Here is a 20,104-nt window from a genome sequence, read left to right as displayed (position 1 = left end):
TGACCGCCTTTGGCGCACCCCGTACACGCCTTCAATCCCCAAATTGTAACAGAATGTCGCATTCCATGCCGCACAATCGCCCTGACGCGCAAAGCCTTCCATCGGTCGAAACCTCTGCGCCGCGCTTCGCGATCGAGCCGCACGCGACGCCGATCCCGCTTTCCGAGCGCACCGCCATGCTGGTCGATCCGGGCTTCGGCCGCGTCTTCACCGATCACATGGCGACGATCCGCTATAACGAGCACGACGGCTGGCATGACGCCAAGGTCGTCGCGCGCGCGCCGTTCGAGATGGATAGCGCGTCGGCGGTGCTGCATTACGCGCAGGAAATCTTCGAGGGCATGAAGGCCTATCGCCTGCCCGACGGCGGCGCGGCGCTGTTCCGTCCGAGCGAGAATGCCGCGCGCTTCCGCCGCTCGGCCGAGCGGATGGCGATGGTGCCGCTGCCCGAGGCGCTGTTCGTCGAATCGGTCCGTGCGCTGGTGCGGCAGGAGGCCGACTGGATCCCCGAGATCGACGGCGGGGCGCTGTACCTGCGCCCGTTCATGATCGCGAGCGAGGTGTTCCTCGGGGTCAAGCCGTCGACCGAATATCTCTACGCGGTGATCGCCTCGTCGGTCGGAGCCTATTTCAAGGGCAATGCCCCCGCGGTCACGCTGTGGGTGACGCAGGACTATACGCGTGCCGCGCCCGGCGGCACCGGTGCTGCCAAGTGCGGTGGCAATTATGCTTCCAGCCTGATCGCGCAGGCCGAGGCGACTCGCCAGGGCTGCGACCAGGTGCTGTTCCTCGACGCGATCGAGCGGCGCTGGATCGAGGAACTGGGGGGGATGAACATCTTCTTCGTGTTCGACGACGGCAGCATCGTCACGCCCCCGCTGACCGGCACGATCCTGCCCGGCATCACGCGCGATTCGCTCATCACGCTCGCGCGCGATCACGGGCTCGAGGTCCGCGAAGAGCGCTATGCGATCGACCAGTGCCGCGCCGATGCGCAGAGCGGGCGGCTGGTCGAGGCGTTTGCCTGCGGCACCGCGGCGGTGGTCACGCCGATCGGCACGATGAAGCTGCGCGACGGGGATTTCTCGATCGGCAGCGGCGGCCCGGGCCAGACGACGCTGCGCTTGCGCCAGGCGTTGATCGATATCCAGCGCGGCCTCGCGCCCGATCCGCACGGCTGGCTCGACCGCGTGCTGTAAGGATCAAGCGTTTCCGGGCTTTCCAAGCCCGGAAACGCACCCTAAAGACGCGCTCTCCCGGATTGGGGCGTCGCCAAGTGGTAAGGCAGCGGCTTTTGATGCCGCCATTCGCAGGTTCGAACCCTGCCGCCCCAGCCAATCAACAGGTAAGTGGTTAATCGGACCGGCTAAAACCGGTTTGGACGACCCGGCGTGTGCACGTGACTGTGCCAACGGCCTGTCCAGGAGATCGCAATCCTTGGCCGCCTTGCTCCAGCATGTCCTTCGCCGCGGCGACAGTTTGCGCTCGGCGAACAGTTTATCGACGGATATGCGTTTGTCGAAGAAGCGACGGGAGCATCATGTTGCCCTTACCGAGCTGCTGAGAAGATGATCGCTTAAGATCCGCAAGTGTTTGAACAACGACTGGAAGGCAAACGTGCCGGCGAATAGACCGGGGCGAGCAGATCTTACGGCGGGCCAACGCGGGGCGTACGGGGCGAAGATCATGAGCGCGCATCGAGCACAGCGCGGGGCGTTCGAGATGACGGCCCCGATCGCTCGCCACCACCGGATCGTCGGTCAGGGCTCGACGCTCAGCGCGGCGCCGAGTTCGTTCGTCGGTACGCGCTGATGGTGCTCGCGCTGCTCCTGCTGGCCGCCGGAGCGATCGCGCCGTCGACCTCGGTGTGGCGGATCGAGGGGGCGCCCGGCGCCATCACCTCGCTCACCGGCATCGTCAAATCCGGGGGGCGGATCGTCGCTGACCGGATGGTCGACGACGCGGACCGAAAACGCGCGGAGCAATCGATACTCTCGCGCTGGCAGGCGCGGTCGGGCTCGTGTGGGTGGGCCGCCAACGTGCGTCCCTTCACGCGGTTGCGGCGGTTCGCGAAGGACGGTCGCTTGCTCTGGACGTGGGATGTCGGACGCGAAGGCCAGGCGTTGAGCCTTCCCAACACCGGCAAGGCCGACTGCCTGTCGCCTGACGGTGGACGTCTGCTGGTCACGATCAACCAGTATCGGTCGGATTCGAGTGATGCCTCCGGTCGCGCGGCCGTCGCGCGAATGGGGGACGGCGTGATCGCGGTGGATCGCAGACCCCGCTTCGTTCGCGCCAAGGGCGCGCGCACCGAGCAGGCGTTCGGCGACGGTCCCGCAACCGCGCTGACGGGGTGGCAACGCGGCCGACCCGCAACGCTGCTGTTCGATGTCGTCGGCGACGCGGACGCTGCGAAAGGGCCGAAGGTCGTACCCGATTCGGCGGAGTTGAGCAGTCCGCACTAACGTGCAAACGCGTGCAGAACGGGTTCGACTAAGGTCGGTCGGCGGACAGCGCGGTTCTGTCCGAAGCCAATTTCGGCGGACGACCGGCTTTTCGGAGCGGCGCAGGCGGCGTCACGGCCGCAGACCCTGCGGGGTGAGATCGAGCGAGAGCAAATCGAGGCCGTAGGTCGTCCGCGCACCCTGAGCGACCGCGCTGCGGATGCGGACCCGCGCCGCGGGATCGCGTTTGGCGAGCGCTGCCAGCTGGCCCGCGATCAGGCCCTGCACCAGATTGGCGTCGGCGACCTCCTGCTTGGTCGCATCGCTCGCGCGCGCGAAGCCCGGGCTGTTCGTCATCGCGGCGGCGAGCTGGTTGCGCAGACCGAGCATTTGCGCGCGTGTCGGGTCGCGATCGTCGGCGCGCGTCGCCATCCAGGCATAAGCGAGATAGACTGCGGAGGCATCGGCGACGTTGTTGGTCGACATGCTATAGGGCGCGATCCCGGCTTGGATCTTGCCGATCACATTCTCGGTGGCGAGGACCTGCTGCAGCTTGGCCGCGCCGGCCGGATCCTGCCGCCGTGCCTTGGCGACGAACTGCGCGAAATGCTTCTGGCGGAGCGCGGCGTTCGGTCGATAGGTGAGGTTCGCGCGCGCGACCGGCGCAGCGTGCGGCGCGGAGTGGGCATAGCGACCCGTGCCCGACCGCTTCTCCTCAGCCAGGGTAACGGCATCGATGCTCAAACCGCCCGTCAGCGTACCCATGTCGAAGACGCCCGTATAATCCTGTGCCGTCGCTGCGGCGCCGGGCACGGCGCCCGCCAGCGCCAGCAGCAAAGCCGTAGTGACGGATCGAAGAATCGCCATGAGTCGTCTCCTGGTCGTTTTAGTTCCTAACGGAGTTTGCCCGGGGCGGCGCCGCCGCCATGCCCAGCCTCATCCTCGCCTCCAACGCCTCGGCACCACGGGCGATCCTCGCGCGATGGGACTAAGCCCGTGCGTGCTCAATTGCCTCAGCGGCGCCGATCGACGTGATCGCGTTCGTGACGGCGCTCATCAGCATATTGAATTCCTGGGCCTTTGTGCCGAACTTCGCGGTTGTCGACAGGCTTTGTCGCTCAGTTGTTCTGCGCTCAACGACATAGCGTTCGCGACCCTGATCTCGCTGCTACGACGCTCCGCGCGAAGCGCGATGGGAAACCGTATACCAGCCGCTGCGTCTGACGCGGGGCTCCTGCGTCGGCGCGCAACCGCGGACACAGCGCCGGCTTCCCAACCGGTAGTCTGATCGACATGACCGAATGGCGGAAGTCGGGAAGCGCTGGAGACGGCGCTAATGCCGGCGGCTCAGTCCGCCTCCGAGCATTTCGCCGCGCGCGCCTCCGCCGATGCGTGCTGATAGGCCGCCTTGTAGGCGGCGTTGTCCGGCGCAAAAACGGACTTTTGCTCGGCATCACGCTCGGCTTGTTTGATGTGTTCGCAGCGAAGGGTCCGCGCCCAGGGACTGTCGTCGGACGCGACGATCACGAAGGTGCGCGGCGCGTGCGCGAGATAGCGGACCGTGAAGGGCAGCCGCTCGCCCGGGTAGGACGTCTCGTTGTGCGCGGGATAGACGATGAAATCGTCATCCGCGAAGCCGGACTCGATCACCTTGCCTTCAGGAGTCCGGATGAGGACGACGTAGGCTTCCACGGTATGATTGTTATACTGCGTCGAAGTGGGGCGGATCGCGGTCACCATGGCGCTGCCGGACACGCCGGCGTGGTAGATCAGGGTGCTGGAGAGCCAGGGGCCCAGCATGATGTTCAGGAAGCCGATCGGGATCAGGATCGCCAACCATAGTCTCGACCGGCTCGTCTTGCCCCGCTTCGCCGCGCGATCGTTGCCGATCACCATCAGCGCGATTGCGCCCACGACGAACACCGGCATCAGGAACATGCGCCACACCGACAGAAAGGCGATCACCGCGACGATCGGATCGATCAGCCAAGAGAGCGCCGGAGCGGGGTGCGCGGGTGGTGTCCATTGCGTGGTGTCGCGGGGGTTCCCGCTGGCCTCGGTATCGACCGGTTTCGGCACGATCGGGTCGGGCGGCATATTCGGCGTCGGCACGATCGTCGCGCCGGCCGCTTCGAACGCCAGGCGCTGGACGCGGTAGCGCCAGCCGGGGGAGGATCGCGCCGCTGCAGTCTCGTTTTGCACCCCGAGCGTGACGTAATTGGCACCGTGCACCGCCCAGGCTTCACCCGGCTGGTCCGCGGACGTGACCAGGCGGTCGCGCGGGTCGTTGGTCCTGACCAGCGTGCTGACGGGCATGAACGGGGTCTGCGCGTGCTGGAAGCGCAACGCCTCGGCATTGGTCCGAGCGTCGATCCGGGTGATCTGGACCTCGCCGCGATTGTCGACCCAATGGCCCACCCGGCCGCTGCCGTCCTTCACCTCGATCGTGCAGCGCAGGCCGTCGCGGTTGATCTCCAGCGAGGACGGCTCGGTCGTCAGAATGCCGAGAACCTGCTGCTGGTCGAGGGGCGTGCAGGCGTCCTGCGTGGTCCGCGGATCGACCGGCCCGCGCACCGTAGCGCCCGCAAGGCGGAGCGCGAACGCCTCGAGCTTGTAAAAGCGCTCAGGCGCGCGCTGGAGATCATTCGCCTGATTGCTCGCCTCCACGACGACGACCGTTCCGCCATGCCGCGCGGCAACCGTTTCCTGCTTCGGCCGTGCGATCAGGTCGCCGGGATCATCGGTGCGGACCTGGCTCGGGACGATCACCTTGCGAAACTCGATGGAGAAGTTTTTCGCCATCCAGGCCGCATCTCCGACGCGATAGACCGCGATGCTGACGCTCGCGGTCGGCGGCGCATCGGCGGTCAGTCCGGGATCGATGGCGTCCCAGGTGCACGTCCCGCTGCCCGGCTTGGGCCGCTCCGGCGAGCTTCGAACGTCCGATTTCTCCAGCGTCAGGATCGGGCGGATCTCGTCGGCGGTGACCATCTTGCAGACATCGATCGACGGCGCATGGTCCAAGGGCGTCGCGGCGCTCGTTCCCGCCGTCGCGCAAAGGAACGCCCCCTGGAGCAGCAATGCCGGCAATGGCCAATTCGATCGCATCGACCTTACTCCCGCCCGGACGAAACCTTCCGCGTGATCAACGCGATACCGCTGCTATACGGAGGGTTCAAACGCGTGAAACGGGGGGTGGGGTGCCGATGATGCGATTTCGACGGATAGCCCGCACGATGCTGCTGCTCGGTGCGATTGCGGCCACGGTCGCGGCGGCAAAGCCGATTCCGGCTCCGCCCGGCACCGTCCAGTCCTATGACGGCTACAAATCCTGGCTCGTGGCGTGTGACAACGCGCTCCGCTGCGTCGCCAAGGGTTTTTCCGATGCGCATCCGGGGGCCGAAATCGTCATCGACCGCGACGCGGGTCCCAGCGGCAAGCTGGCGCTGTCGATCCGCGCCGAGCGCGCCTTCGCGCTCGGCGATGTCAGGATCGACGGCAAGCCTGCTGGGCTCGGCGGCCCGGCGTGGCGGCTCGATGCGAATACCGACGAGACGACGCTTTCGAGCAGCGATTTGGCGGGGGTCCGACAGCTGGTCGCGCGCCTGCGCAACGCGGCCAGGGTCACGCTGGGCGGAGACGCCGAAGTGTCGCTCGACGGGTTTGCCGCCGCGGTGCTGCGTCTGGACGAGCGGCAGAGCCGAATCGGCGGCGTGACTGCTCTCGTCAGGACCGGCCCGTTGCCCGCCTCGCGCGTGCCCCGACCGCCCGCGCTCCCGAAAATTCCCGACCACCCGATCACCGTCACTCTCGCGCCCGGTGAGGAAAAGCGTCTCATCGCGGCGGTGCGCGCAGATCAGAAGGCGGTGTTCGCGAAGGAGGACTGCGCGTCCGATGTGCCCGTCGATCCAGAAGCGCACGCGCTCGACAAGACGCAGGCGCTGGTCATCATTCCCTGCCTCATGGGTGCCTATCAGGGCTCCGCGCTCGGCTATATCGCGCCCCGCCGCGGCGGGAAGCCGAAGCGGCTGGTGCTGCCGACCCCTTATCTTGGCAACGATGCCGAGCGCGGCGACGAATCCTATCTGACCGACGCCGACTTCGACCCGAAGACCGGCACGCTGAGCATGGCAGCCAAGGGCCGCGGCATGGCCGATTGCGGGATGTCGGCGAGCTGGATCTGGAATGGCGAGCGGTTCGTTCTCTCGGACATGGCGTTGCAACAGATGTGCGGTGGCGCCGAACCGGGCGACTGGCCGGTGATCTTCCGCTCGTTGCGATAAGCAATCGGCCGCTTGCGGTACGGCCGCTCGCGAGCCGGTGGGAATGCTGATGATCAACACCGTCAAGCCCATAGTTCGGGGCAAACGCCGTGGCGTGGGGGGATCATCCACCCTTTGTATGTTCGAGAGCGTTTCGCGGCGCCACTCGGCACCGGCAGCCATCGAAACGTCGCCATAGGGGAGGGCGACGATGCTCCCGTCAGTGGCGCCGCCGCCGCTATGGAGGGTGTTCCTGCGGCGCTCGTATCGGCTGGTCTCGGCATAATCGAGGAAGGCTTGGCTCGGCGCCTCGGTGGTGAAGAAATCGAACGGCACACACCCGCCGCCCGCGCCGCCGCATTGCGGCCGACCGGTGACGGGATCGGCGACGACGTTGCGGCCATTGAGCCACTCGACATGCCGGATCATGTTTGTGGTGGTCACGGTATCGACCACTTGCCCATATTGGAGAAACCCCGACCACTTTACCCGATTGACCAGCGTCCCGCCGATTTCGGTGCCGAGTGAGAAGGTGTCGCGCTGATGGATGTCGACCGCTTGCGGCAGATTGAGATAGGTACGGTTCAGCGGGATCGAGGTCAGCCCGGTGGCGAGCATGAACTGCCGCAGCCCGCTTCGGCAGATATGGTGGGCGGCGAGGCTAACGGCGATTGGCATGACCGGGGTCGGGTCCTCGGCGCAATAGCATCATGCATCCGAATAATAGTCCTTGGCAAAAGCTGCTCCGGCGAAGGCGCGCCGTGCGGTCCAAGGCTGGGCGGGGTCCGACCAATAGGGGGCATCGGTGGGAAGACCGAGCGCGACGAGACTTTCGGTGACAAGGTACATGCTTCCGGCGTTGGAATACCAGTCACCGAGCGCGGGCTGATGCCCGGTAAAGCCGATCGTAAGATATCCGTTGGCATCGAAATTGCCGGGAAGGCGGAACACCGCCCGTTGCGCGGCGATCGTTGCGCCGCGGACCTGGCCGGCAGGCAGCGACTTGGGCAGACGGTTGCGCCACGCGAGCAGGCCCAGGGGCTGGAACACCGCGGTGCGATAGGTGAGCGAGCGGCCGATCGGCGGATAGCTGCCGTCGGGGCCGATCATTCGCTCGAGATTCTCGCCGAAGCGCTGCATGCGGCGATAGGCCTGTTCGAGCAGCTCCTTGCTCGCCAAGCTGTTGAACTTGGCGCCCGTCGCGACGAGCACTTCGAGGATTTCGACCAACATCGGGTGGATGACGTAGGATCCGTAAAAGTCGAAATGGAAGTGCGGGCCGTCGCCGTACCAGCCATCGCCGACATACCATTCGTTGACCTTGCGGATCGCGAGGTCGATCCGGACCGGATCCCATTGCTCGCCGATCGACAGCAGGAACGCCTCGTTCATCGCGGCGAACAGCAGCCAGTTGGTGTAGGGTGGCGAGACGTCGCGCAGGCCCTTGATGACCGCGACGATCCGCTGCTTGGTCGTCGTGTCGAGCGGCTCCCACAACTGCTTGGGCGCACGCATCAGCGCGTTGGTGAAATAGGCCGAGTCGACCAGCGCCTGCGCCTGGCCGTGCCACAACAGGCAATCGGGGCTGCGCGGATCGACCGAGTGCGCATAGCTCGCCACCGCCTGCTGGCGCAGCGTTTCGCGCAAACGGCCTTCCGGCGTCGTGTCGGCGGGGAGCGACAGCCACGGCGCGATCCCCGCCATCAGCCGGCCGAAACATTCGAGATAGGCGACGCCCGGATCGCGCCCGTCCCAGGTCGGGCTGAGCTCGGGCTTGAAGCGTGCGTGGAGCTGGCCGCTCGCCATCGGGCCGAGCACGGGCCTGGCCATTTTCGCGAGCAGGTCGACCATATAGGCGCGGTCCGACGATCCGCCGGGTGCGCGCGGCGCTGCCCCCGCGCTGCCGCCGACACCGGTGTCGGCGACGAACCCGGTCGCGAGCGCGGCCGCCATGAAATCGCGGCGCTTCATTGTGTCTTCCCCTGGCGGCGGTCGGTGGGCACGTGGAAATCGGCGGGGGCGGCGAGGACGTAGCGGTCCCACTCGGCGCGGCTGCGGAAACCGCCGACGCCTTTGTCCCAGGCCGAGCCCGAATAATAGACGAACGGCTTGCCCGGCTCGACCTTGAGCAGGACGAGGTAATTGTCGAAGTCGTTTTTGACATCGACGATCATCGCCGGATCGACCTTGAGCGCGATCGCCATCCGGCCGTGCACGCCGTCCTCGGCGCTCCAGAACGAGAGGACGCCGTGTGCGCGATCGACCGTCAGCGCGCCTTCGCTCGATCCGATCGTATGGCGGCCGATGCCGATGCCGACGATCAGCGGGCCGGGCTTGTCGGAGGACAGCGTCGAGACCATCCGTGTGAACTGCGTGCCGAGCGGCAGCGTGAAGCGGCGCGTTTCCCATACGCGGCGATCGACCTCGACTGGCCACGGCGCGTAATCGACCTCGAAATCGGCTGCGTCGGGGCCGTTCTTGAGGATGCGGTAGCGGGTGTAGTTGCGCGAGGTCCACAGCTTGTTGTCGTGCCATATGCCTAGCCCGCCCGCGCCGCGCCCGGTGCCGACATTGTAGAAATCGAGGCCTTCGCCGTGATAGCTGTGCTGGTCGCCGCTGCGCAGCTGGCGGTCGGTGAACGGCCAGATGACGTTCTTGCCCCACGAATCGATCCCCGATCCCGAGGGCGGCTCGGCCGCCTCGAGCGCATGGCCGTAGATGCGGTGCGCGGTGCGGTCGTTTTCCCACAGCAGATCGTCGTAGCGATAGTCGGCGAGCTTGACCGCGGCATGCGGCTCGCGGTCGGGCGCGGGTGGGAGCGGGGTGCTGATCGGGGGCATTGTGGGGGTGGCGGTGCTTTGGGCGACGGCAGCGCCCGCGAGCAGCAGCAGCGTGCCGGCGAGCAGGCGCAAGGGCAGGCGCGCGCTCACTGGATAACCTCCGCGACGCCCGTCGCCGAAGCGGGGCGGGCGAGTGTCGGGGTGGTGCCCGCGCCATTGAACGGGCTGAGCCGGAAGCCGAAGCTGCGCGGCGCGAGCGCGATCCGGTAGCGGGGGAGCGGGCGCCCGGTCCGATCCCATTGCGTGTCGCCCCCGATTCCGGACTGGACTGCATCGATCATCAACGAAACCTCATCATGGGGAACGATATCCGAGCTGCGGCGCGTGCCCGGAGCGCGGCGCGACAGATCGTCATAGGGAAAGGCGAGCGCGTTCATCGACAGCGGTGCATCGCCCTGCACGCGCAGGCCGCCGGTTGCGTGATCCGACAGCTCCATCCAGCGCACGTCGACCTTGTTGCCGGTTTCCTGCGGCCGCATGTAATCGTGATTCTGCTCGGCGATCGCTCCGCGCCACAGGCCGATCGGTGCGCTGGTCTTGCGATCCGCATAGCTTTCGTGCGGGCCGCGGCCATACCATTCGAGCGTGTCGAAGCTGGCGGGCATGGCATAGGCCAGCCCGATCCGCAGCGGATCGGGCAGATCGGTGCGCAGCGGCGTGAAGCTGCCCTCGACCGCCACGCTGCCGTCGCCCGCCATCGCGTAGCGCGTGACGAAGCGTGCGACGTCCTTGCCGATGCGGTAGCGGATCGTGACGTCGGCGCCGCCGGGGGTTGTGTGCTGCTCAACCGCTTCGACGGTGCGCTCGTTCGATGCGGTCTTCCAGACGTCGTGGGTGCGCTCGACGCCGACGCCGACGTCGTTGTCGGTCAGAGCGCGGTAGAAATCGGGCGCGCCGCCGCGCAGCAGCGTGCGACCGTTCGCAGCGTAGCGGAGGAGCAGCCCGGTCTTGCGATCGAGCACCAGTTCGGCGCCGGCGGCGCGGAGCGTGACCATGCCGCCTGCCTGCGAGACATCGACCGCGCCGGAGGGAGCAGGTTTCGCGACCGCCACAACGGCGCCGAGCGGGAACTGCTCCCAGCCGATCACCTGGCCGGCGGCGATTGCCGGCGTGCTCGCATCCTTGGCGCGGGCGACGACGTTGAGTAGATATTCGGCACCCGGCTTGCGTGCGATCGCGGGCAAAGCGAGCGTCGCCGTCTCGTGACCATGCGCCGCGGTGGCGAGCGCGGGCATCGTCCCGCGCGCGACCACGACACCATCCTCGAGCACCTGCCAGCCGAGGTCGAGCCCGGCGAGGCTCGCGAAATCATAATGGTTGGCGACGCGCAGTGCGCCGCTGGCCGGGTCGAATCCCTCGAACTGGATCGGCGCATAGACCTTGGTCAGCTCGAACAGCTGGGGGTTGGGCGTGCGGTCGGACTGGATCAGGCCATCGCCGAATTCCAATTCGCCGCCGGGGTTGGGGCCATATTCGCCGCCCATGCCCCAATAGCGGCGCCCGTCCTTGGTCTTGCGGTACATCGACTGGTCGACCCAGTCCCAGATGAAGCCGCCCTGCAACTTGTCGGGATGCGCATAGATCGCATCCCAATATTCCTTCAGGTCGCCGCCCGAATTGCCCATCATATGCGCATATTCGCACATGATGAGTGGCTGCCGGAACGACCAGTTGGTCGCGTAATCGACCAGCTTGGCGGCGGTGTCGTACATCGGCGCGTAGATGTCGGCGAAATCGTTGGGATGGTGCTCGAAGCGCCCGTCCCACGTGCCCCAGCCGAGATAGCTGATCAGACGCGACGGATCGCGCTGCTTGGCGGCGGCCGCGGCGGCGGCGAAGTTCGGGCCGATCCCGGCCTCGTTGCCGAGCGACCAGAACATGATCGAGGGGTGGTTCTTGTCGCGCTCGACCATGTTGGTGACGCGCGTGACGTGCGCGGCCTTCCAGGCGGGATCGAAGCCGAGCTGATATTCCGCGCGCTGCGTGGGATGGTTGTTCGACCAGTCCATATAGGCGTGGCTCTCGATATCGGCCTCGTCCATGACATACAGGCCATAGCGGTCGGCGAGCTCGTAGAGCCGTGGGTCGTTGGGGTAATGCGAGGTGCGGATCGCGTTGATATTGGCGCGCTTCATCAGCTGGATGTCGCGCTCCATCGATTCGAGCGAGATGACGTGGAAGGTCTCGGGATCATGCTCGTGGCGGTTGACGCCGCGGATCGTGATCGGCCGGCCGTTGACAGTGACGAGGCCGTTCTGGATCGCGACGGTGCGGAAGCCGATCCGGCTATAGGTCGACTGCACGATCGCGCCCTTCGCATCGTACAGCTCGACCAGCAGCATGTAGAGATTGGGCGTCTCGGCGGTCCAAGGTTTGACGTCTGGGATCGTCGTTGCGATCGAGACGGAGCGTTCGGCGGTGCCTGCGGCGATCGATGTCGACTTCTCGGTGACGATCCGGTCGCCATCGAGCAGCACGATCCGCGCGCTGGTCGCCGCCTTGGCGGGCGTGACCGCGAGATCGACCGCGAGCTTGCCGTCGCGGTAGCGCTCGTCGAGCCCGGCATGGACAAAGAAATCGCGGATCCGCGTCTTCGGCGCCGCCATCAGGAACACTTCGCGCTCGATCCCCGAGACGCGCCAGAAATCCTGGTCCTCGAGATAGCTGCCGTCGGACCAGCGATAGACCTGGATCGCGATCGTGTTGTGGCCGGGCTTGAGATAGCGGCTCACGTCGAATTCCGACGGCAGCTTGCTGTCCTCGGAATAGCCGACCTTGGCGCCGTTGACCCAGACGTAATAGGCCGATCCCGCCGCGCCGATGTGCAGGATCACGTCGCTGCCCGACCAGCCCGCGGGCACCTCGACATCGCGGCGGTACGATCCGACCGGGTTTGTGGCGTGCGGGATCAGCGGGCGGTTGGCGGGGAAGGGGTAGGTGATGTTGTTGTAGCGCGCCTGGTCATAGCCTTCGGCCTGCCAGTCGGCGGGGACCTTGATCGTCTTCCACTGCGAGACGTCGTAACCGGGCTTTTCGAACCCCGTCGGCAGCTGATCGGCATTTGGGGAAAGCGCGAACGCCCATTGTCCGCTCAGCAGCAGGAAGCGATCGGATTTGGTACGGTGTCCGGCGATCGCCTTGGCGCGGCTCTCGAACGGGAAGCCCGTCGCGCGCGGCGGTTCCTTACCGATGGCGAAGACGGCGGGATTTTCCCAATCGGGGCGATCGGGCGAGACCTGCGGCTGGATCGGCGGCACGGGCGCACTCTGCGCCACCGCGGTGATCGGTGCGAGACACGCTGCGCCCGCGAGCAATAAAGGGAATGCCGAACGCACGATGACGCCTCTCCGTTGACCGTAGCGCTCAGCGCTCTTCGATGTTAGCAGTTATGCTACAACTGCAAAATTCGTATGACAAGCAGCGAGCGCCGCGCTTTATCGGTGCCGTTGCGAAGGAGACGCCGGTGGCACGAAATTCAGCCTCGCTGACCGATGGGCTGTTCGCCAAGCTCGAGGAACGCATCCGCAGCGGCGCGATGCCACCGGGGTCACGTTTCCCGACGCAGCTCGAGATCTCGGCGGCGGAGAATGTCAGCCGCACCGTGGTGCGCGAAGCCGTCGCGCGGCTGTCGGCGCAGGGCCTGACGACCTCGCGCCAGGGGTCGGGCGTGTTCGTCGCCGAAACCGCGCAATACCGCGCCTTCCAGGTGACGCGCGACGAGATGAGCGAGCTCACCGACGTCATCAAATTGCTCGAGATGCGGCTCGCGCTCGAGACCGAGATGGCGGCACTCGCCGCGGCGCGGCGCACCACCGCCGACATCGGCGCGATCCGTGATGCGCTTGCGCAGATGGAGGCGGTGATCGACGATCCCGAGGCCGCCGCCCGCGCCGACAGCGGTTTCCACCTCGCGATCGCGCGCGCGACGCAGAACCATTATTACGAGCGTCTGATCGAATTTCTCGGCCTGCGCCTCGTGCCGCCGCGCAACCTCTATCTGCGCGATCAGTCGGAGGAAGCACACCGTGCCTATGCCGCCAAGGTGCAGGGCGAGCATGAGGCGATCCTCGATGCGATCGTGCGGATGGACTCGACGCGCGCACGCGAAGCAGCGCGGCATCACATGCAGGAAAGCCTCAGCCGCCACTCGCAATTGAGCGAGACGACCAGCCTGCGACCGAAGGTGGAGGATAGCGGCACGGACGATTGACGACTGCTTTTTAGTTGTACTACAAGTGACGCGATCCCGGCGTCAGATCACGGGGCAGTCGGGAAGGTGAGTGGCCGGAATGCGTAGACTATACCGATCGGGCCATCGACCATCTTGCGCCATGAAGCGCTTTCAGCCGTGACCACCGCCGACGCGACGATCACCGATGCCGCGCGCCGCGCCGGATCGTATCGCTGGGTGATCTGCGGGCTGCTGTTTGCCGCCACCGCGATCAATTATGTCGACCGCCAGATGATCGGCGTGCTCAAGCCCTTGCTGCAGGCCGATCTCGGCTGGCGCGAGAGCCAATATGCCGACATCGTCTTCTGGTTCCAGGCGGCCTATGCGATCGGTTTCTTGGCGGTTGGGCGGATGATCGACGTGGCCGGCGCACGCGTCGGCTATGCGATCGCCTTCACCTTCTGGACGATCGCGCATGTCGCGCACGGCTTCGTCGGCGGCGTCACGCAATTCGCCATTGCACGGTTCGCGCTCGGGCTCGGGGAGTCTGGCAATTTCCCGGCGGGGCTCAAGGCGGTCGCCGAATGGTTTCCGCAGCGTGAGCGCGCCTTCGCGGTCGGCATCTTCAATGCCGGTGCGAATGTCGGCGCGATCGTGACGCCGCTGCTCGTCCCTGCGATCGCGCTCGCGTATGGCTGGCGCGCGGCGTTCATCGCGACCGGCGCGTTCAGCGTGATCTGGCTCGTCGCATGGCTCGCCATCTATCGCCGTCCGACCGAGCATCCGCGCGTCTCCCCGGCCGAACTCGCGCTGATCCAGAGCGATCCGGTGCAGCCGAGCGCGCCGCTGCCGTGGCGGCGGCTGTTCGGGATCCGCGCGACCTGGGCCTATGCAGTGCCCAAATTCCTGACCGATCCGATCTGGTGGATGTTCCTGTTCTGGCTGCCCGACTTTCTCGGCAAGCGCTACGGGCTCGATCTCAAGAGCTTCGGGCCGCCGCTGATCGTGATCTACGTGATGTCCGATCTGGGGAGCATCGCGGGCGGCTGGGCCTCGTCGCGAATGATCCGCGCCGGGGTCAGCGTCAACGCCGCGCGGAAGCTGACGATGCTGGTCTGCGCCTTCGCCATCCTGCCGATCGTGACGGTGCAATATATCGATTCGCTGTGGACCGCGGTGCTGCTGATCGGGCTGGCGACGGCGGGGCATCAGGCCTTCTCCGCCAATCTGCTGACCTTGCCCTCCGATCTGTTCCCGCGCTCGGCGGTCGGCTCGGTCGTCGGGATCGGCGGGACGGCGGGCGCGATCGGCGGGATGCTAATCGCCAAGTTCGTCGGCTATGTGCTCGATCTGTCGGGCAGCTATGCGCCGATCTTCGCAGTCGCGGGCGGCGCCTATTTCGTCGCGCTGATCGCGCTCCAGCTGTTCAGTCCCAAGCTGGCAAGGGTCACTATCGATCCGGCCGGCACGCCGCTTCCGGAAGGTTCGTCATGATCGCTCGCTCGCTCGTCCTGCTCGCCAGCACCGCGCTGCTGTCGGCACCGCTGCTCGCCGCGCCTGCGCCGCAGGAGGCTGCCGCACCCCAGGCGCGCGACGCCATCGCGCTCGCCACCAAGCTTGCCCGGTGGCAGCTCGCGCATATGACCGACACCGGCCATGTCTCGCGGATCACCACCGAGACGCGCAATCCGCGCGCGTGGGAGCAAGCGGTGTTCTGGGTCGGGATGACCGCGCTCGCCGATGCCGGGGCGCCGCCCGGGATCGGCCAGGCGGTCGTCGCGATGGGGCGTGCCAACGACTGGACCCCGGCGAAGCGGCCGTATCATGCCGACGATCTGGTCATCACCCAATCCTATCTGTGGGCGGCGAAACATGGCGCAGGAGCCGCAGCGATCGCGCCGACGCGCGCGCGCTTCGACTATATCGTCGCCAACCCGCCGCGCGTCGGGCTTGCCTTCTATCAGCCGCCGTCGGGCTATGACGGCACCGAATGCCTGACGCGCTATTGCTGGTGCGATGCGCTGTTCATGGCGCCGCCCGCGATGATCGAGCTGTCGCGCCAGACCGGCGACCGCCGCTACCGCGACTATGCCTTGCGCGAATTCTGGGCGACGACCGACTTCCTGTTCGATCCCGCCGCGCACCTCTTCTACCGCGACAGCCGCTTCTTCGAACGCCGCGATGCGGCGCAACGCAAGCAGTTCTGGAGCCGCGGCAATGGCTGGGTGTTCGCGGCGATGGCGCGGATCATCCCGCTGCTGCCCAAGGGCGATCCCGATCGCGGGCGGATGGAAAAGCTGTTCGTCGAAATGGCGGGGACGCTCAAAGGCCTGCAAAAGCCCGACGGCTATTGGGCGCCGTCGCTGCTCGCCCCCGAGGACTCGCCGCCGGAATCGAGCGGCACCGGCTTCTATACCTATGGCATGGCATGGGGTGTCAAGGCGGGCTTGCTCGACCGCACGGCCTATACGCCGGTGGTGCGCAAGGGCTGGGACGCGCTGGTGCGCAGCCTGCAGCCCGATGGTCGCCTCGGCTGGGTCCAGCAGGTCAGCGACCAGCCCGAACGCGTCGCCGCCAGCGACACGCAATTCTACGGCGTCGGCGCTTTCCTGCTCGCGGCGACCGCCGTCGCCGAGCTCGACCGCGCGCCGTCCAAGCGCTGACCTTCCCCGGAGTATTCCTGTGTTCGAAAAGACCTATTACGCGACGCACCCCGACATGATGGCGTGCGCATCGAACGAGGATTTGCGCGACCGCTATCGTGTCGGCGGGCTGTTCCGCAGCGGCGAGATCGTGCTGACCTATTCGCACGGCGAACGCTTCATCATCGGCGGCGCGGTGCCCGCGGGCGGTACGCTCGTTCTGCCTCACCAGACCGAGCCTGTAAGCGCGGCGGGCCATCCGCTGCTCGAGCGGCGTGAGCTTGGGATCATCAATATCGGCGGGCCGGGCGTTGTGACCGTCGACGGACAGGCGTTCGCGCTCGAGCGGTGCGAGGCGCTGTACGTCCCGATGGGGTCGGCCGATGTGACCTTCGCGGGTGCGGAAGCGCGCTATTATCTGCTGAGCGTCCCCGCGCACCGCGCCTTCCCGTTGCGCAAGTTGGCGATGGCCGACGTCACCCCGCTCGAGCGCGGCAGCCTCGCGGAATCGAACGACCGGACGATCTATCAGCTGCTGCTGCCGCATACTTGCGGGAGCGCATCGCTGTGCCTCGGCATGACGCTGCTCAAGCCGGGCAGCGTGTGGAACACGATGCCGCCGCACATCCATGAACGGCGCTCGGAAATCTATCTGTATTTCGACCTCGGCCCCGACGACCGCGTGTTCCACTATATGGGGCAGGAGGATGCGCTGCGGCACATCGTGCTGGCGAACGAGGAAGCGGTGATCTCGCCACCCTGGTCGGTGCACATGGGGGCGGGGACGCGCGCCTATGGGTTCATCTGGGCGATGGCGGGCGAGAATCTCGATTATAACGACATGAACGTGCTGGATATCTGCCAGCTGAGGTGAGCGGTCTGGCGTTGGGCTGACCGAGGTCTCATCCCCCCACCGTCACCCCGGCCTTGTGCCGGGGCCCACCGTTCCACGAACGCTTCAGCGGCAGGACGCGCGTCCCGGTGGACCCCGGCACAGGGCCGGGGTGACGAGTGGGGCGCCCCTCACAGCAAAAGGCCAGGCGCTTGGTGGAGCGCCCGGCCTTTCGTTCTTCGCCGAGCCTCAGAAGGTGTGGCTCGCCCGCACCCCGGCATAGCGCCGGAAGTCGCGCGGCAGATTGCTCTGCGTCGCAAACGCATTGCCCTGGTTCCCTGCCGAATTGTTGGCGTTGAAGAAATATTGCTTGTCGAACACGTTGTTGACGAAGCCGATCAGCTCCCATTTACGGTCCGCGCTCCGCACGCCGAGCGACAGATTGAGAATCCCGTAGGCTTTTTGCAGCGTCTCAGGGTCGCCGTTGATCCCGAAATTGAAGCTGCTCTGATAGTTGTACGCCGCCTGCGCTACGCCATCGAGCGTGTCGGTCAGCCGCGGGGTATAATCGGCGGTCACCGACAGCTTCCATTCGGGCGCCTGCGCCGGGCGGAAGCCAGCGAGGTTCTGGCGTGCCGGCGTGCCCGTGCAGCCCTGCGCAGCGGTCTGCAGCGGATAGCATTGCGCGAGCGGGAAGGAGAGGATCCGCGCATCGTCATAGGTCACGCCGCCGCCCAGGTTGAAGCTGCGGTTGAAACGCACGCCGCCCTCGAGCTCGACACCGCGCGTCCGCAGCTTGCCGACATTGGCGAGGCGGAAGTTGATCGTGCCGTCGGGCAGCGTTTCGATCCCCTGCGCCTGGAAATTGTCGAAGGTGGTGGTGAACAGCGTGACGTTCAGCGTCACCTTGCGATCGAGGAATTGCGATTTGACGCCGAGCTGCCAGTCCTTCGACGTTTCCGGGCGGACCGGCCCGGTCTGTTGCCGCAACAGGTTGAAGCCGGTGCCGATGTCATAGGCCTGGCCCTTGTGCCCGGTCGCGAAGGTTGCGAATGCCATCACGTCCTTGGCGACGTGCTGCTGAATGCCCGCCTTGTAGGTCTGGTAATCCTCCGAATTGTTGCCCGCGAACTTCGCGTTGTTCGCCGCGTAATCGAGGAAGGTGTAGTCGATCTTGCCGTGCCCTGCGCGGATCCCGCCGATCAGCGAGGTGCCGTCGATGATCTCATATTCGGCCTGACCGAAGGCGGCATATTGCTTGTTGCCGTTGGTCGCATACCAGCGCGCGATCGAGAAGAACGGCCCGCGCGTGAAATCGCGCGTCAAATTGAGGTTCGAATAGAACAGGCCGAGCGTGTAGCGCAGCCGCGTCTTGCCCGACGAAACCAGCCGCAGCTCCTGCGAGAAGGCATGCGTGTTGAACGTGCCGAACTGGCGATTGTCGAGCGCCGCGATCGCCGATTCATCCTGGTCGAGAATGTCGAACTGCTTGAAGTGATCCCAGGCGGTGATCGAGACGAGCGAGGCGAAGCCCAGGTCGAGCGCGGCGCGGATCGACTGCGAGAAATCGGTGTAATCGGTGCCCGAGTCGACGTTGTTGACGACATTGGTGTTGTCGTTGTCGAACGTCACCCCCGGCGCGAACACCGCCGGGGTGTAAGCCGCGACGCCGCGCAGGCGGGCGTTGGGCGAGACATGGACGAACGGCCGGCCGATCGTGGTATGGCCATCGATATAGCCGATCTGCCCGGTGATGTTGAGCGTCGGGGTCGGGTTCCACACCAGCTTGCCGCGCGTCGACAGCGTGCGGAAGCCGTTGACCGTGTCGCCATTGAACAGATTGTGCACGTTGCCGGCGAAATTGTCGTAATTGACGCTCGCGCGGAAGCCGAGCGTGTCGGTCAGCGGCCCCGACAGCGCGGCATTGCCGCTATATTCGCGGTCGGTGGTGACTAGCCCGCCGACGCGGCCGGTGAGGTGCGCGCTCGGGCCCTGCGTGACGATGTTGAGCAGGCCGGCCGAGGCCGAGCGGCCGTAGAGCGTGCTCTGCGGGCCGCGCAGCACTTCGATCCGCTCGATGTCCGACAGATCGGCAAAGGCGCGCGCGAGGAACTGCACCGGCACATCGTCGATCTGCACCGCGACGCTCGGCTCGACGCTCGGCGAGAAGGCGAAGGTGCCGATGCCGCGGATCGAGACCGAGGCGTTGACGGGCTGTTCGGCCGGGCGGATGATCAGCGACGGCGCCGCCTTGGTGAGATCGGAGAATTGCCGCACGCCCTGCGCCTGGAGCGCGTCGCCCGTCAGCACCTGCACCGCGAGCGGCACGTCCTGGACGCGCTCGGCGCGCTTCTGCGCGGTGACGATGATATCGGTGCCGGCGGTTTCGGGCGGGGTGCCTTGCTCGGCAAGCGCTGTGGTGGTCGGGGCGGGATCGTTAGGCTGGGTCGGTGCCGCCTGCGCGAAGGCCGCGCTGCTGGCGGTGACCGCCAAGCTGCATGCCAGGATGCGTCCCAGTGCGGTCGTCGTGAACAAGCTCATGGTCTTCCCCTCGTGAATGTCGAGCTTTGCCCGATTGAGGGATGGCGTATCAGTCGCCCACGAATGGCGCAAGGCTTGTACTACAAATTATCTGCGTTGGACGATCGATCCTGGCCTATATCGACCTTATCAAGAAATTTGTCGCCAAATCCAATGGGCGCGGAAGGGTCCATCTTGAAGCGCACCGGCAAGGCGTCGGCTTTGCCGGATTGGTACGGTCATCCTCCGGTCGAGCGTCGGGCGGTGCAGCGCCACCCCCGCAAAACGACGCGCGATCTCAACCAGGGACGCGTGGTTCGGCAAGACGCGAACGGAGCACAGACGTGTTTCCGAAATGGGCACGCGCCGCTGAACTGGAAGGGCGAGCCTCTT

General features: G+C 66.3%; 15 protein-coding genes and 1 tRNA gene. 10 read left to right on the top strand and 6 right to left on the bottom strand.

Going from position 1 to position 20,104, the window contains the following annotated elements; genetic code table 11:
* Nucleotides 1-65 precede the first annotated feature (65 nt).
* The 4 genes from RH90_RS17450 (at nucleotide 66) to RH90_RS17440 (ending at nucleotide 2,465) form a co-directional block, all read left to right on the top strand.
* A complete protein-coding gene (locus RH90_RS17450) occupies nucleotides 66-1,199 on the top strand; it encodes a branched-chain amino acid aminotransferase (protein ID WP_010187518.1) in 1,134 nt (377 codons plus the stop codon).
* Between the two features lie 63 nt (nucleotides 1,200-1,262).
* Nucleotides 1,263-1,337: transfer RNA gene (locus RH90_RS17445), tRNA-Gln, on the top strand.
* A gap of 349 nt (nucleotides 1,338-1,686) precedes the next feature.
* Nucleotides 1,687-1,812 carry a hypothetical protein gene (locus RH90_RS24625; RefSeq protein ID WP_269724301.1) on the top strand — a complete coding sequence of 42 codons (126 nt, stop codon included), beginning with the start codon at nucleotides 1,687-1,689 and terminating at the stop codon, nucleotides 1,810-1,812.
* Nucleotides 1,812-2,465: a hypothetical protein gene (locus RH90_RS17440; protein WP_010187515.1), complete on the top strand. Its 654-nt coding sequence runs from the start codon at nucleotides 1,812-1,814 to the stop codon at nucleotides 2,463-2,465. The genes RH90_RS24625 and RH90_RS17440 overlap by 1 nt, the downstream gene beginning before the upstream one ends.
* A gap of 111 nt (nucleotides 2,466-2,576) precedes the next feature.
* On the opposite strand, the gene RH90_RS17435 is transcribed toward RH90_RS17440, so the two are convergent.
* Nucleotides 2,577-3,311: a DUF6683 family protein gene (locus tag RH90_RS17435; protein WP_010187513.1), complete on the bottom strand. Its 735-nt coding sequence runs from the start codon at nucleotides 3,309-3,311 to the stop codon at nucleotides 2,577-2,579.
* 480 nt (nucleotides 3,312-3,791) lie between these two features.
* Nucleotides 3,792-5,552 (bottom strand): hypothetical protein, encoded by a 1,761-nt coding sequence (locus tag RH90_RS17430; RefSeq protein ID WP_010187511.1) that lies wholly within the window; start codon nucleotides 5,550-5,552, stop codon nucleotides 3,792-3,794.
* Nucleotides 5,553-5,650: 98 nt separating this feature from the next.
* On the opposite strand from RH90_RS17430, the gene RH90_RS17425 reads away from it, so the two are divergent.
* Together RH90_RS17425 and RH90_RS24350 are read left to right on the top strand one after the other, a co-directional pair.
* The gene (locus RH90_RS17425) at nucleotides 5,651-6,727 is read left to right on the top strand and encodes a DUF1176 domain-containing protein (protein WP_157134619.1); all 1,077 of its coding nucleotides are present in this window, start codon (nucleotides 5,651-5,653) and stop codon (nucleotides 6,725-6,727) included.
* Between the two features lie 276 nt (nucleotides 6,728-7,003).
* Complete coding sequence (locus RH90_RS24350; RefSeq protein ID WP_232280379.1) at nucleotides 7,004-7,234, top strand: hypothetical protein; 231 nt, start codon at nucleotides 7,004-7,006, stop codon at nucleotides 7,232-7,234.
* Between the two features lie 180 nt (nucleotides 7,235-7,414).
* On the opposite strand, the gene RH90_RS17420 is transcribed toward RH90_RS24350, so the two are convergent.
* The 3 genes from RH90_RS17420 to RH90_RS17410 are packed head-to-tail and all read right to left on the bottom strand — an operon-like array spanning nucleotide 7,415 to nucleotide 12,881.
* Nucleotides 7,415-8,677 (bottom strand): DUF2264 domain-containing protein, encoded by a 1,263-nt coding sequence (locus RH90_RS17420; protein WP_010187506.1) that lies wholly within the window; start codon nucleotides 8,675-8,677, stop codon nucleotides 7,415-7,417.
* Nucleotides 8,674-9,636 carry a DUF4861 family protein gene (locus tag RH90_RS17415; protein WP_010187504.1) on the bottom strand — a complete coding sequence of 321 codons (963 nt, stop codon included), beginning with the start codon at nucleotides 9,634-9,636 and terminating at the stop codon, nucleotides 8,674-8,676. The genes RH90_RS17420 and RH90_RS17415 overlap by 4 nt, the downstream gene beginning before the upstream one ends.
* The gene (locus RH90_RS17410) at nucleotides 9,633-12,881 is read right to left on the bottom strand and encodes a glycoside hydrolase family 2 TIM barrel-domain containing protein (RefSeq protein ID WP_198283417.1); all 3,249 of its coding nucleotides are present in this window, start codon (nucleotides 12,879-12,881) and stop codon (nucleotides 9,633-9,635) included. Before RH90_RS17410 ends, RH90_RS17415 begins: the two co-directional genes overlap by 4 nt.
* 128 nt (nucleotides 12,882-13,009) lie before the next feature.
* Here RH90_RS17410 and RH90_RS17405 point away from each other — a divergent pair, with 128 nt between their 5' ends.
* From RH90_RS17405 to kduI, 4 genes are all read left to right on the top strand, one after another.
* Nucleotides 13,010-13,756, top strand: a complete 747-nt coding sequence (locus tag RH90_RS17405; RefSeq protein WP_232280378.1) for a FadR/GntR family transcriptional regulator — start codon at nucleotides 13,010-13,012, stop codon at nucleotides 13,754-13,756.
* 138 nt (nucleotides 13,757-13,894) lie between these two features.
* On the top strand, nucleotides 13,895-15,211 hold the full coding sequence (locus RH90_RS17400; RefSeq protein ID WP_010187499.1) for an MFS transporter: 1,317 nt from the start codon (nucleotides 13,895-13,897) through the stop codon (nucleotides 15,209-15,211).
* Nucleotides 15,208-16,380: a glycoside hydrolase family 88/105 protein gene (locus RH90_RS17395; RefSeq protein ID WP_010187496.1), complete on the top strand. Its 1,173-nt coding sequence runs from the start codon at nucleotides 15,208-15,210 to the stop codon at nucleotides 16,378-16,380. The genes RH90_RS17400 and RH90_RS17395 overlap by 4 nt, the downstream gene beginning before the upstream one ends.
* Nucleotides 16,381-16,399: 19 nt before the next feature.
* Nucleotides 16,400-17,233 carry a 5-dehydro-4-deoxy-D-glucuronate isomerase gene (kduI, locus tag RH90_RS17390; RefSeq protein WP_010187494.1) on the top strand — a complete coding sequence of 278 codons (834 nt, stop codon included), beginning with the start codon at nucleotides 16,400-16,402 and terminating at the stop codon, nucleotides 17,231-17,233.
* 207 nt (nucleotides 17,234-17,440) lie between these two features.
* Here kduI and RH90_RS17385 read toward each other — a convergent pair whose 3' ends face one another.
* Nucleotides 17,441-19,732, bottom strand: a complete 2,292-nt coding sequence (locus RH90_RS17385) for a TonB-dependent receptor (RefSeq protein ID WP_010187492.1) — start codon at nucleotides 19,730-19,732, stop codon at nucleotides 17,441-17,443.
* Between the last annotated feature and the right edge of the window lie 372 nt (nucleotides 19,733-20,104).

This window comes from Sphingomonas sp. PAMC 26605 (genome assembly GCF_000241485.1).
Classification (GTDB): Bacteria; Pseudomonadota; Alphaproteobacteria; order Sphingomonadales; family Sphingomonadaceae; genus Sphingomonas.
The sequence above is the reverse complement of the archived record's forward strand: the minus strand, read 5'-3'. Positions and strand labels throughout refer to the sequence as shown.

Excerpts from the sequence above, each read along its gene's own strand:
- RH90_RS17420 (WP_010187506.1), bottom strand. The coding sequence starts at position 8,677 with ATGAAGCGCCGCGATTTCATGGCGGCCGCGCTCGCGACCGGGTTCGTC.
- RH90_RS17425 (WP_157134619.1), top strand. The coding sequence starts at position 5,651 with ATGATGCGATTTCGACGGATAGCCCGCACGATGCTGCTGCTCGGTGCG.
- RH90_RS17440 (WP_010187515.1), top strand. The coding sequence starts at position 1,812 with ATGGTGCTCGCGCTGCTCCTGCTGGCCGCCGGAGCGATCGCGCCGTCG.
- RH90_RS17450 (WP_010187518.1), top strand. The coding sequence starts at position 66 with ATGCCGCACAATCGCCCTGACGCGCAAAGCCTTCCATCGGTCGAAACC.
- RH90_RS17435 (WP_010187513.1), bottom strand. The coding sequence starts at position 3,311 with ATGGCGATTCTTCGATCCGTCACTACGGCTTTGCTGCTGGCGCTGGCG.
- RH90_RS24625 (WP_269724301.1), top strand. The coding sequence starts at position 1,687 with ATGAGCGCGCATCGAGCACAGCGCGGGGCGTTCGAGATGACGGCCCCG.
- RH90_RS17385 (WP_010187492.1), bottom strand. The coding sequence starts at position 19,732 with ATGAGCTTGTTCACGACGACCGCACTGGGACGCATCCTGGCATGCAGC.
- RH90_RS17395 (WP_010187496.1), top strand. The coding sequence starts at position 15,208 with ATGATCGCTCGCTCGCTCGTCCTGCTCGCCAGCACCGCGCTGCTGTCG.
- RH90_RS17430 (WP_010187511.1), bottom strand. The coding sequence starts at position 5,552 with ATGCGATCGAATTGGCCATTGCCGGCATTGCTGCTCCAGGGGGCGTTC.